The organism is Nocardia sp. NPDC059195 (assembly GCF_042754695.1).
Taxonomy (GTDB): Bacteria; Actinomycetota; Actinomycetes; order Mycobacteriales; family Mycobacteriaceae; genus Nocardia.
Window position 1 is genome coordinate 414,222 of the sequence record NZ_JBHZBG010000003.1, and the last position, 11,616, is coordinate 425,837.

11 protein-coding genes are annotated in these 11,616 nt (G+C 67.9%); 4 read left to right on the plus strand and 7 right to left on the minus strand.

Annotated features, from left to right (window positions below):
• Window positions 1-14: 14 nt before the first annotated feature.
• Genes ACFXKN_RS06775 through ACFXKN_RS06800 form a run of 6 tightly spaced genes read right to left on the minus strand, consistent with a single transcriptional unit; the run spans window position 15 to window position 6,639 of the window.
• A complete protein-coding gene (locus tag ACFXKN_RS06775) occupies window positions 15-1,226 on the minus strand; it encodes an acetyl-CoA C-acetyltransferase (RefSeq protein WP_378950714.1) in 1,212 nt (403 codons plus the stop codon).
• Window positions 1,227-1,259: 33 nt separating this feature from the next.
• Complete coding sequence (locus tag ACFXKN_RS06780; RefSeq protein ID WP_379432607.1) at window positions 1,260-2,036, minus strand: enoyl-CoA hydratase; 777 nt, start codon at window positions 2,034-2,036, stop codon at window positions 1,260-1,262.
• Window positions 2,033-2,929: a 3-hydroxyisobutyrate dehydrogenase gene (mmsB, locus tag ACFXKN_RS06785; RefSeq protein ID WP_379432608.1), complete on the minus strand. Its 897-nt coding sequence runs from the start codon at window positions 2,927-2,929 to the stop codon at window positions 2,033-2,035. The genes ACFXKN_RS06780 and mmsB overlap by 4 nt, the downstream gene beginning before the upstream one ends.
• Window positions 2,926-3,996, minus strand: a complete 1,071-nt coding sequence (locus ACFXKN_RS06790) for an enoyl-CoA hydratase/isomerase family protein (protein WP_378950724.1) — start codon at window positions 3,994-3,996, stop codon at window positions 2,926-2,928. Before ACFXKN_RS06790 ends, mmsB begins: the two co-directional genes overlap by 4 nt.
• Complete coding sequence (locus ACFXKN_RS06795; RefSeq protein ID WP_379432609.1) at window positions 3,993-5,132, minus strand: acyl-CoA dehydrogenase family protein; 1,140 nt, start codon at window positions 5,130-5,132, stop codon at window positions 3,993-3,995. The genes ACFXKN_RS06790 and ACFXKN_RS06795 overlap by 4 nt, the downstream gene beginning before the upstream one ends.
• 7 nt (window positions 5,133-5,139) lie before the next feature.
• Window positions 5,140-6,639, minus strand: a complete 1,500-nt coding sequence (locus ACFXKN_RS06800) for a CoA-acylating methylmalonate-semialdehyde dehydrogenase (RefSeq protein WP_379432610.1) — start codon at window positions 6,637-6,639, stop codon at window positions 5,140-5,142.
• 191 nt (window positions 6,640-6,830) lie between these two features.
• Here ACFXKN_RS06800 and ACFXKN_RS06805 point away from each other — a divergent pair, with 191 nt between their 5' ends.
• Window positions 6,831-7,979: an acyl-CoA dehydrogenase family protein gene (locus ACFXKN_RS06805; protein ID WP_378950734.1), complete on the plus strand. Its 1,149-nt coding sequence runs from the start codon at window positions 6,831-6,833 to the stop codon at window positions 7,977-7,979.
• A gap of 15 nt (window positions 7,980-7,994) precedes the next feature.
• On the opposite strand, the gene ACFXKN_RS06810 is transcribed toward ACFXKN_RS06805, so the two are convergent.
• Entirely contained in the window at window positions 7,995-8,612 is a 618-nt protein-coding gene (locus ACFXKN_RS06810) for a TetR/AcrR family transcriptional regulator (protein WP_379432611.1), read from the minus strand.
• A 98-nt stretch (window positions 8,613-8,710) separates the two neighbouring features.
• Here ACFXKN_RS06810 and ACFXKN_RS06815 point away from each other — a divergent pair, with 98 nt between their 5' ends.
• The 3 genes from ACFXKN_RS06815 to ACFXKN_RS06825 are packed head-to-tail and all read left to right on the plus strand — an operon-like array spanning window position 8,711 to window position 11,615.
• Window positions 8,711-9,592 (plus strand): metal-dependent hydrolase, encoded by an 882-nt coding sequence (locus ACFXKN_RS06815; protein WP_379432612.1) that lies wholly within the window; start codon window positions 8,711-8,713, stop codon window positions 9,590-9,592.
• Window positions 9,589-10,620 (plus strand): PDR/VanB family oxidoreductase, encoded by a 1,032-nt coding sequence (locus ACFXKN_RS06820; protein WP_379432613.1) that lies wholly within the window; start codon window positions 9,589-9,591, stop codon window positions 10,618-10,620. The genes ACFXKN_RS06815 and ACFXKN_RS06820 overlap by 4 nt, the downstream gene beginning before the upstream one ends.
• Window positions 10,621-10,634: 14 nt before the next feature.
• Window positions 10,635-11,615, plus strand: a complete 981-nt coding sequence (locus ACFXKN_RS06825) for an aldehyde dehydrogenase family protein (protein ID WP_379432614.1) — start codon at window positions 10,635-10,637, stop codon at window positions 11,613-11,615.
• The last annotated feature ends 1 nt before the right edge of the window (window position 11,616 follow it).

The following is an 11,616-nucleotide window of genomic DNA, read 5'->3' on the forward strand; positions in this document are numbered from 1 at the left end:
TCCGGGTCCGGCGCTCAGACGCGCTCGATGATGGTGGCGATACCCATGCCGCCGCCGATGCACAACGTGATCAGCGCGCGGCGCGCTCCCCGGCGCTCCAGCTCGTCGACCATGGTCCCGGTGATCATGGCGCCGGTGGCGCCGAGCGGGTGGCCCATGGCGATGGCGCCGCCGTTGACGTTGATCTTCTCGTCGGGCACGCCGAGCTTCTTCTGGAAGTTCAGCACCACCGAGGCGAAGGCCTCGTTGAGTTCGAACAGGTCGATGTCGTCGACGGTGAGTCCGGCCACGGCCAGGGCCTTTTCGGTCGCCGGGACCGGTCCGGTCAGCATGATCGTGGAGTCGCTGCCGCTGACGGCGGAGGCGATGATCCTGGCGCGCGGGGTGAGACCCGCTGCGCTGCCCGCGGATTCGCTGCCGATGAGCACCAGCGCCGAGCCGTCGACGATGCCGGAGGAGTTACCGGCGTGGTGTACGTGGTTGATCTTCTCGATGTGGTGGTAGCGCTGCAGGGCGACGGCGTCGAAGCCACCCATCTCCCCCATGGCCGCGAACGACGGCGTCAGCCCGGCCAGGCTGTCCACGGTGGTGCCAGGCCGCATGAACTCGTCGTGGTCGAGCAGCACCGCGCCGTTGATATCACGCACCGGGACAACGGATTTGGCGAAGTAGCCGCCCGACCAGGCCGCGGCCGCCTTCTGCTGCGACCGCACCGCGAAGGCGTCGACGTCCTCGCGGGTGAAACCCTCGATGGTGGCGATCAGGTCGGCGCTGACACCCTGCGGCACGAAGTAGGACTGGTAGTTCGTGATCGGGTCCAGCGCCCACGCACCGCCGTCGGAGCCGAGCGGAATCCGCGACATCGACTCCACGCCACCGGCGATGACGAGCTGCTCCCAGCCCGACCGCACCTTCTGCGCCGCGGTGTTGACCGCTTCCAGGCCCGAACCACAGAACCGGTTGAGCTGCACGCCGGCGACGGTGTCGGGCAGTCCGGCCGCGATCGCGGCGGTCTTGGCGATGTCGGCGCCCTGGTCGCCCACCGGGGACACCACGCCGAGCACGATGTCGTCGATCGCGGCCGGGTCGAGTTCAGGATGGCGGGTCTTCAGTTCGTCGATGAGTCCGACCACCAGGTCGAGCGGCTTGACGCCGTGCAGGGCGCCGGTCTTCTTGCCGCGGCCGCGCGGGGTGCGGATCGCGTCGTAGATGTATGCCTCGGTCATGGTTCCTCGAAAAGTGTGTGGGGTGATGCCGGGTCAGCGATGGGTGAAGTTCGGTGGCCGCTTGTCGACGAAGGCGCTCATGCCTTCGGTCTGGTCCTCGATCGCGAACAGCGAGTGGAAGACGCGGCGCTCGAAGCGGATTCCCTCGGCGAGGGTGGTCTCGAAGGACCGATTCACCGCTTCCTTGGCGATCATGGTGACCGGCAGTGACTTCGCCGCGATGGTTTCGGCCACCTCGGCCGCGACATCGAGCAGGTCGTCGGCGGGCACGATGCGCGAGACGAGGCCGGCGCGCTCGGCTTCCTCGGCACCGATGGTGCGTCCGGTCAGCACCATGTCCATCGCCTTGGCTTTACCCACCGCGCGGGTGAGTCGCTGGGAGCCGCCGATGCCGGGGATCACGCCGAGTTTGATCTCGGGCTGACCGAATTGCGCGGTGTCGGCGGCGATCAGGATGTCGCAGAGCATGGCGAGCTCGCAGCCGCCGCCGAGCGCGTACCCGGCGACCGCGGCGATGGTGGGCTTGCGGAACTGCGCGAGGCGGTCCCAGCGGGCGAAGAAATCGTCCATGAACATGTCCATGTACGACTTGGGCTGCATCTCCTTGATGTCGGCGCCCGCCGCGAAAGCCTTGGCGGAGCCGGTGATCACGACCGCGCCGACCTCGTCGTCACGACCGAGTTCGTCGAGCGCGTCGACGATGTCGTCGAGTACCTGGGTGTTGAGTGCGTTGAGCGCCTTGGGCCGGTTCAGCGTGATCCAGCCGACGCGGTTCTTGGTCTCGACCAGGATCGTTTCGTAGTCGCTCACGCGGTGGCCTCGCCGGATCGGTCGCGGATATCGGTGACGATGGCGGAGAAATCCCGCTGCCCGTCGGTCTGGTTGAACCGCGCGTAGATCGCGGCGGCGAGTTCGCCGAGCTGTCCGTAGATCCCGTTGGCCTGCAACGCGTTCGCGGCCAGGGTGAGATCCTTCGACATCAGCGCAGTGGCGAAGCCTGGCAGGTAGTCGTTGTTGGCCGGGCTGGTCGGCACCGGGCCGGGCACCGGGCAGTAGCTGGTCAGTGCCCAGCTCTGGCCCGACGCGGTGGACACCACGTCGAAGAACGACTGGTGGCTCAGGCCGAGCTGCTCGCCGAGCACCAGCGCCTCCGACAGCCCGATCATGGAGATCCCGAGCAGCATGTTGTTGCAGATCTTGGCGGCCTGACCGACCCCGGCGTCGCCGCAGTGCACGACCTTGCCGCCCATCACCGCGAGTACCTCGCTCGCGTCGGCGAAGTCGGCGGGCGCGCCGCCCACCATGAAGGTCAGGGTGCCCGCGGTGGCGCCGGCGACGCCACCGGAGACCGGCGCGTCCAGCGGGCGGTGACCCGCCGTGACAGCCAGTGCCGCAGCTGCTTTCGCATCGGCCACGTCGATGGTCGAGCAGTCGATGAACAGGGTGCCGGCCGGGGCGGCGGGCAGCAGTTCGGCGTAGACGTCGAGGACGAGTTTGCCGTTGGGCAGCATGGTGATGACCACGTCACGCTCGGCGGCGGCTTCGGCGGCGGTGGCCACCACTCTCGCGCCGTCGGTGCGGGCCTGCTCCTGCGCGGCGGGCACCGGGTCGTAGGCGAGCACTTCGTAGCCCGCCCGCACCAGGTTCGCCGCCATCGGGCCGCCCATGTGGCCGAGCCCGAGGAAACCGATCTTCTTGCTCATCGCTGCGCCTCCGCTGTCGTCGAACCCAGTTCCGCCGCACCCAGATCGGCGAAGTACACCGCCACCTGATCGTCGGTCACCTCGGCGAGCGTCGCCGGCCGCCACTGGGGATTGCGGTCCTTGTCGATCACCTGGGCGCGGATGCCCTCGACCAGGTCATGTGAACCGAGCGCGGCGACCGAGACCCGGTATTCCTCGTCGAGCACCGCCTCGAGGCTCGTCAGTTCGCGGGCCGCGCGCAGCGACCGCAGCGTGACCTTCAGCGCCACCGGCGATTTGGCCAGCAGATCACCGGCAGCCTTGGCGGCATCGGGTGACTCGTGCGCCTGCAACCCGGCCGCGATCTCCTCGACGGTGTCCGCGCCATAGCAGGCATCGATCCAGCTCTGCTGGGCGAGCAACTCCGAATCCGGTGCGGCCGTGGCGAACTGCGCGATCGCCTCGTCGGCACTCGCCGTGCGCAGCGCGTCGAGCAAAGCGTCGAGATCGCCGGAAGGCACGTAGTAGTCGGCGAAGCCGGCGGCGATCGCATCGCCCGCGCCCATGCGCGCGGTGGTCAACGCGACGTGCGTGCCGAGTTCACCGGGCGCGCGCGAAAGCAGGTACGTGCCGCCGACATCGGGGATGAAACCGATACCGACCTCGGGCATCCCGATCTTGGACCGTTCGGTGACGACGCGGTGGCTGCCGTGCCCGGACAGGCCGACCCCGCCGCCCATCACGATGCCGTCCATGATCACCACATAGGGCTTGGGATAGCTGCCGATCAGCGCGTTGAGGTGGTACTCGTCGCGCCAGAACCGCCCCGTCGGCGAATCGGCGCCCGCCGTACCACCTTTCGCGTCGGCGTGGATGGCCACGATGTCGCCGCCCGCGCAGAGCCCGCGCTCGCCCGCGCCGGTGACCACGACGGTGCGCACCGCGTCGTCGTCGGCCCAGGACCGCAGCGCGTCGGTGATGGCAAGGGTCATCGCGTGATTGAGCGCGTTGATGGCCTTGGGCCGATTCAGGGTGATCAGGCCCAGACCGTCACGGACGGTGATCAGGACTTCGGGCTCGTCGGTCATGCTGCTCCGATCAGTGAGCGGGCGACGACCACCCGCATGATTTCGTTGGTGCCCTCGAGGATCTGGTGCACTCGCAGGTCGCGCACGATCTTCTCCAGGCCGTATTCGTGCAGGTAGCCGTAGCCGCCGTGCAATTGCAGTGCCTTGTTGGCGACCTCGAAACCGGTGTCGGTGGCGAATCGCTTGGCCATCGCGCACAGGGCGACCTTGTCCGGTGCGTCCGCGTCGAGCGCGGCGGCGGCCCGCCACAGCAGGGTCCGCGCCGCCTCCAGCTCGGTGCCCATATCGGCCAGCTCGAACTGCAGAGCCTCGTTGCGCACCAAGGGTTTACCGAAAGCGTGCCGTTCGGTGAGGTAGCGCACCGTCTTGTCGAGCGCGGCCTGCGCGCCGCCGATCGAGCAGGCGGCGATATTGAGCCGGCCGCCGTTGAGGCCGTTCATCGCGATCGAGAATCCGTCGCCCTCCTCGCCGAGGCGGTTGGCGACCGGCACCCGGGCGCCGTCGAGGGTCACCTGCCGGGTCGGCTGGGCATTCCAACCCATCTTCCGTTCGTTCGGCCCCACTGTCAGACCCGGCGTGTCTGCCGGGACGATCAGCGCCGAGATGCCGCGCGGGCCGTCCCCGCCGGTGCGCACCATCATCACGTACACATCGTTGGCGCCGGCACCGGAGATGAATTGCTTGGCGCCGGTGAGGATGTAGTCCTCGCCGTCGCGAACGGCCTTGGTGCTCAAGGCCGCCGCGTCGGACCCGACGCCCGGTTCGGTGAGCGCGTAACTGCCGAGCAGCTCCATCGACGCCATCCCCGGCACCCACCGGTGCCGCTGCTGCTCGGTGCCGTAGGCATCGATCATCCAGGTCGCCATGTTGTGGATCGAGATGTACGCCGACACCGAAGGGCATCCGGTGGAGAGCTGTTCGAAGATCCGGACCGCGTCGAGCCTGCGCAGTTCGGAGCCGCCGACGTCGCCGCGCACCGAGATGCCACCGAGCCCGAGCGGGCCTGCCTTGCGCAGCACATCGACCGGAAAGTGTTTGCGCTCATCCCAATCCAGCGCGTTCGGCGCCAGGAACTCGTCGGCGAACTGGCGCGCGGTCTCACCGATCGCGCGCTCGTCCTCATCGAGGGTGAACATCGCCGCGTCAGTCCATCGTCGGGATGACGAACGCGTTGGACTCCTTGAGCCCGGCAGGCCAACGCTGGGTGACAGTCTTGGTCTTGGTGTAGAACCGGATCGAGTCCGGGCCGTGCTGATTGAGATCGCCGAAGCCCGAACCCTTCCAGCCACCGAAGGTGAAGTAGGCGATCGGCACCGGGATCGGCACATTCACACCGACCATGCCGACCTGCACACGCGCGGAGAAATCACGGGCGGTGTCACCGTCGCGGGTGAAGATCGCGACACCGTTGCCGTATTCGTGCTCGTCGACCAGCCGCAGCGCCTCTTCGTAGTCGCCCGCGCGCACCACGGTGAGCACCGGGCCGAAGATCTCCTCTTTGTAGATCCGCATGTCCGCGGTGACGTTGTCGAACAGGCTCGCACCGACGAAGAAGCCGTCCTCGGCGCCGTCGATGGTCAGCCCACGGCCGTCGATCAGCAACTGCGCGCCCTCGTCGATCCCGATCTGCACGTAGTCGTTGACCCGGTTCACACCGTCGAGCCCGACCAGCGGCCCGAAATCGGCGCCCGCGTCGTCGGAGCGGCCGACATTGAGCTTGTGCACGCGCTCGGTCAGCTTCGCGACCAGCCGATCCGCGGTCTCCTGACCCACCGGCACGGCCACCGACAGCGCCATGCAGCGCTCACCCGCCGAGCCGTACGCCGCGCCGATGAGCTGATCGGCGACATCGTCGAGGTCGGCGTCGGGCATCACGACCGCGTGGTTCTTGGCCCCGCCGAAGCACTGCGCGCGCTTGCCGTTGGCGGTCGCGGTCTCGTAGATGTACTGGGCGATCGGGGTCGAACCGACGAAACCGACCGCCTTGATCCGCGGGTCGTGCAGGATCGCGTCGACGGCTTCCTTGTTGCCGTTGACCACGTTGAACACACCCGCAGGCAGACCCGCTTCGAGGAACAGCTCGGCCAGGCGAAGCGGCACCGACGGATCACGCTCGGACGGCTTGAGCACGAACGCGTTGCCGCAGGCCAGCGCCGGGCCTGCCTTCCACAGCGGGATCATCGCCGGGAAGTTGAACGGCGTGATGCCCGCGACGACACCCAGCGGCTGCCGCATCGAGTAGACGTCGATGCCGGTACCCGCGCTGTCGCTGTACTCACCCTTGAGCAGGTGCGGAATGCCGATGGCGAACTCGATGACCTCGAGCCCGCGCTGGATGTCGCCCTTCGCGTCGGCGATGGTCTTGCCGTGCTCGGACGAGAGCAGCGCGGCCAGGCTGTCCATCTCGTCGTTCACCAGGTTCACGAACTTCATCAGCACCCTGGCCCGCTTCTGCGGGTTGAACGCCGCCCACACCCGCTGGGCCTCGGCCGCGTTCGCGATCACCGCGGCCACCTCGGCGGTGTTCGCCAGCGGAACCCTGGCCTGGACCTGTCCGAGGTTGGGATCGAAGACGTCGCCGCAGGCGCCGGAAGTGCCGGTGACGTGCTTGCCGCCGATGAAGTGCGTGAGTTCGCGAACCATGCCAGTCCTACTCCGTTGATGTCGGTTGCGCGGTGCGCGCAGTTGGAGGTTATCCAATAGTTGGATGTCCAAGCAATTGGAACCTTCGCAGTACGGTTGATGTTTGTCAATGCCCGACCCGCACTATTGACAGATCGCCAACAGAGTGTTCACTCTGGTGCGCAGTCCATCGAAACAAGGAGAGGAACTCGATGAGCACCGTCGACACCGACGCCGAGTCGGAGCTGCAGGGCCTGGCCGAGCTGGCCCGCAACTTCTTCGTCAACACCGTCGCGCCGCACCGCGAGGAGTTCGCCGCGCAGGGATACCCCAGCCGTGAGGTCTACCGGCAGGCCGGCGAGCTCGGCCTGCTGTGCATGTCGGTTCCCGAGGAATACGGCGGCGGCGGTGGCACTTTCGCGCACGAGGCCGTGCTGTTCACCGAGCAGGTCAAGGGCGGCGACTCCTCGATGCAGCTGGGTGTGCACACCGGCATCGTGCCGCACTACATCCTGTCCTACGCCTCGGAGGAGAACAAGAAGCGCTGGCTGCCCAAGCTCGCCTCCGGCGAGTGGATCGGCGCCATCGCCATGACCGAACCCGGTACCGGCTCGGACCTGCAGAACATCGCGACCAAGGCGGTGAAGGACGGCGACGACTACGTGATCAGCGGCGCCAAGACCTTCATCTCCAACGGCCGCAACTGCGATCTGCTGATCATCGCCGTCAAGACCGACCCCAGCCTCGGCGCCAAGGGCGTGTCGCTGGTGGTCGCCGAGGTCGCCGACGACACCCCCGGATTCGAACGCGGCAGACTGCTGAAGAAGGTCGGCCAGAAGGGCCAGGACACCACCGAGCTGTTCTTCGACGGACTGCGGGTGCCGCAGGCGAACCTGCTCGGCACCGCCGAGGGTCAAGGCTTCATCCAGCTCATGCAGCAACTGCCGCAGGAACGGCTGATCTGCGGGGTCGCCGCCGCGGCCGCGATCGAGGCCGCGGTCGATGAGACGCTCGCCTATGTCAAGCAGCGCAACGCTTTCGGCAAGCCGCTGTTCGCCCTCCAGAACACCCGCTTCGAAATGGCCGACTGCGCGACGATCGCGACCGTCGTGCGCACCTTCGTCGACGACGCGGTGGCCAAGCACCTACGCGGCGCGCTGGATGTGAAGACCGCCGCGATGATCAAGTACTGGACCACCGATCAGCAGTCCCAGGTGATCGACCGGTGCGTCCAGCTGCACGGCGGCTACGGCTACATGGAGGAGTACCCGATCGCCCGCATGTGGATCGACGGGCGCATCTCGCGCATCTACGCGGGCGCCAACGAGGTCATGAAGGACCTGATCGCCCGCTTCCTCTGACGCGTCGGCCCGCGGCTACGAACCGGTCACCAGAATCGGGACCACGTAGGCGCGGGCGAACGCCGCCAGGGCCTGCTCCGAGCCGGTATCGATGGTGCCGACCGGCTGCAGGATCAGCGAGTGCACCACCCGGCAGACCACTTCCACGCGGGCGCTGAGATCGGGGATGTCGGGAAATCGATTGCCCTCGAGCACCTTTCGGATGATCTCGGTGGAGGCGGCGACCGAGAGCAGGAAGAACGACGCGCCGTCGACGGTGAGTTGCGGCAGCAGCCGGTCGGCCTCCAGTGTCAGCAGCCGCTCGACCAGGGGGTGCGCCCGCCAGCGTGTGATCACGGTGGTGAAGACGTCGACGACGATGTCGTCGAAGGCGTCGTGGCGGGCCGGGATCTCCCCCAGGTCGGCGAGCAGCCTGCGCACCTCCCGTTCGAACGCCGCGCTCACCACGTCATCGCGCGACCCGATGCGCCGGTAGATGGTGGCGCGGTCGACGTCGGCGGCCCTGGCGATGTCCTCGATCGTCGTCTTGCGCACGCCGACCCGCTCGAACTGCACGAGGGCGGCATCGAGAATTCGTTCTTCGACTGAGTCGGCGGTGGGCGAATTCCCCGAGGTCGCGGCGGTAGAGAGCACGGTTCGACGGTATCAGGCGCGGCGAGCCACGATCACAATCGTGGACCAGATCACTCTGCAACATTGCGAAGTTATTTGTCGCACTGTACGGTTCCCCTATGGCTGATAACGGTGCAACGGCGCGCTCCTATCAGGAAGAAGCGCACGCAATTCACGCGCGGGATGTGCATTTCGACTTCACGTCGGTGCCCATGCACTACATCCCGGGCGAAGTACTCGCGACACATGTCACCAATGTGATGCATCTCGTACTTCCCGAGGGCGAACGAGCGATGGCCACCTGCCTCGCCGAGGCCCTGCCCTATATCCAGGACGAGCGGCTGCGGGAGGAGGTCACCGGGTTCATCGGCCAGGAGTCGATGCACGCCAGCAGCCACGAAGGCGCGCGGCGGCATCTGCAGTCGATCGGGCTCGATGTCGAGTCCTATGTCGCCAAGATCGCCTGGATGGTCGACCGGCTCCTCGGCGACCAGGGCCTCACCGGCCGCGCCAAGGAGGAATGGCTCAAGGAACGCCTCGGCCTGTTCGCCGGGATGGAACACTTCACCGCCGTCATCGGCGAATGGTTGCTGGAGTCGGATGTGCTGGCCGAGCTCGGGATGGACCCGACCATGCTCGATCTGGTGCGCTGGCACGGCGCCGAAGAGGTCGAGCATCGCAGCGTGGTGTTCGACGCGTACATGCACGTCGACGGCGGTTACGCCCGGCGACTGCGCACCGGACTGCTCGCCAGTGGCACCCTGCTGCCGCTGTTCATCGTCTCGACCGCCTACCTGTATCGCCAGGACCCCAGCAAGAACAAGGGACGGTCCTGGGCCAGGCAGTTCGTGAGCGCGACGGCGCGCGGAGTGATCCCGAACTTCACCACCTTCGTCACCGAGATGCCGCGCTATCTGCGGCCGAGTTTCCACCCCTCCCAACTGGGTTCGATGGACAACGCCCTGCGGTACCTGGCGCACTCGCCGGCGGCGCGCGCGTGAACCCTGTCGCCGATGTCGCGACGCCGAGCCTGCGAGCGCTCGGCGCCGCCGTCGACATCTACAAGAAGGTCTTCACCCAGCCCACGCTGTCACCACCACATCCGGTGCGGCACAACGGCTTCGACCTCGACGTCCGCGTGGAAGCGGTCCATGCCGAGGCCACCGATGTGGTGAGCCTGACCCTGGCCCACACCGAAGGCGGGTACCTGCCGTCGTGGCGGCCGGGTTCCCATATCGATGTCTTCCTCGCCTCGGGCCGCCAACGCCAATACTCCCTGTGCGGCGACCCGCGCGACCGGCACCGCTACCGCATCGCGGTGCGCCGCATCGACGACGGCGACGGCGGATCGCGGGAGATGCACGCCTTGCGCTCGGGTGACGTGCTCCGAATCCGCGGCCCGCGCAACGCTTTCACCTTCATCGAGACCGCACCGTCGTACCTGTTCATCGCCGCCGGGATCGGGATCACCCCGATCCTGCCGATGGCACGTGCGGCCGGTGCTCGCGGACGACTGGTCTACCTCGGTCGGTCGCGGGCGACCATGCCGTTCCTCGGCGAACTCCCCGCGGGCACCGACCTGCGCCCCGACGACGAGACCGGCACACCCGACATCTCCGCGCTGCTCGCCACCGCGGCCCCCGGCGCGGCGGTGTACGTGTGTGGCCCGCCCCCGGTCCTCGATGCCGCCCAGCGCAGCTTGTTCCCGGGCAATCCCACCGCCTCGCTGCACACCGAACTGTTCTCCGCGCGGCCGGTGATCGACGGCAAGGAATTCGATATCACCCTCGCCCGCGGCGGGGAGACCGTGCGGGTCGGTAGCACCGAGACCGCGCTCGACGCGATCCGCCGGGTGCGACCCGACGTCGCCTACTCCTGCAGGCAGGGGTTCTGCGGCAGCTGCAAGACCAGGGTCGTCGCGGGCGAGATCGATCACCGCGACCGACTGCTCCCGCCGGGCGAGCGCGCCGACCAGATCCTCACCTGCGTATCCCGTTCCGCCGGTGCCGCACTCACGCTGGACCTCTGACCGCGAAAGGCATCATGACCACCACACTCACCTTCGACGTCCACAGTCCGGCGACCGGTGCCCTGGTCGGTTCCTATCCCAGCCACGACGAGAGCGCTGTCGAGGCCGCAGTCGAGCGCGCCCACGGTGCCGCGATCTGGTGGCGGGCAGCGGGTTTCGACGAACGTGCCTGCCGCCTCGATCGCTGGCGCACCGAGATCACGCGCGGCCGTGACGAACTCGCCCGCGTCATGAGCCAGGAGATGGGCAAGCCGCACTCCGACGCCGACCTCGGCGCCGCGTCCGACGCCGCGCTGTGGGGTGGCATGGCCAATGCTGGGCAGACCTGTCTCGGCGTGGAACGGGTCTACGTGCACACCGACGTCTACGACCGCTTCCTCACCGAACTGCTCGATCGGGCACGCGAACTGCGGGCCGGACCCGGCCCCCAGAAGATCGGTCCGATCACGATGCCCAAGCAACTCGCGGTGATCCAGCGCCATATCGAGGACGCCATCGCGCGCGGTGGCCGGGCGCTGCTGGGCGGGCCCGACGCCATCGACGGCCAGTTCGTGCAGCCGACCATCCTGGTCGACGTGCCGCACGATTCGACCGCGGTCACCGAGGAGACTTTCGGCCCGACGCTGGTCGTCACCCGGGTCGCCTCCATGGACGAGGCGATCGAGCGGGTCAACGACTCCGAGTACGGGCTCGGCGCCACCGTCTTCGCCCGCCGCGACGGCGACGCGATCGCCGACCGGATCGAAGCCGGCGCCACCTCGATCAACGCGTTCGTCGCGCACGCCACCATCCCCGCGCTGCCACTGGGCGGGGTCGGGGCCTCCGGCTTCGGCCGGGTGCACGGACCCGACGGCCTGCGCGAGTTCACCTACGCCAAAGCGACCACGCGGCAACGGTTCTCCTCACCGCTGGCGCTCACGACGTTCACCCGCAGCACCGCGATCGACACCGTCGTCGATCGCCTGGTTTCGGTGCTGCACGGAAGGATCGGCTGAC

Excerpts from the sequence above, each read along its gene's own strand:
- ACFXKN_RS06775 (WP_378950714.1), bottom strand. The coding sequence starts at position 1,226 with ATGACCGAGGCATACATCTACGACGCGATCCGCACCCCGCGCGGCCGC.
- mmsB (WP_379432608.1), bottom strand. The coding sequence starts at position 2,929 with ATGAGCAAGAAGATCGGTTTCCTCGGGCTCGGCCACATGGGCGGCCCG.
- ACFXKN_RS06790 (WP_378950724.1), bottom strand. The coding sequence starts at position 3,996 with ATGACCGACGAGCCCGAAGTCCTGATCACCGTCCGTGACGGTCTGGGC.
- ACFXKN_RS06795 (WP_379432609.1), bottom strand. The coding sequence starts at position 5,132 with ATGTTCACCCTCGATGAGGACGAGCGCGCGATCGGTGAGACCGCGCGC.
- ACFXKN_RS06800 (WP_379432610.1), bottom strand. The coding sequence starts at position 6,639 with ATGGTTCGCGAACTCACGCACTTCATCGGCGGCAAGCACGTCACCGGC.
- ACFXKN_RS06805 (WP_378950734.1), top strand. The coding sequence starts at position 6,831 with ATGAGCACCGTCGACACCGACGCCGAGTCGGAGCTGCAGGGCCTGGCC.
- ACFXKN_RS06815 (WP_379432612.1), top strand. The coding sequence starts at position 8,711 with ATGGCTGATAACGGTGCAACGGCGCGCTCCTATCAGGAAGAAGCGCAC.
- ACFXKN_RS06825 (WP_379432614.1), top strand. The coding sequence starts at position 10,635 with ATGACCACCACACTCACCTTCGACGTCCACAGTCCGGCGACCGGTGCC.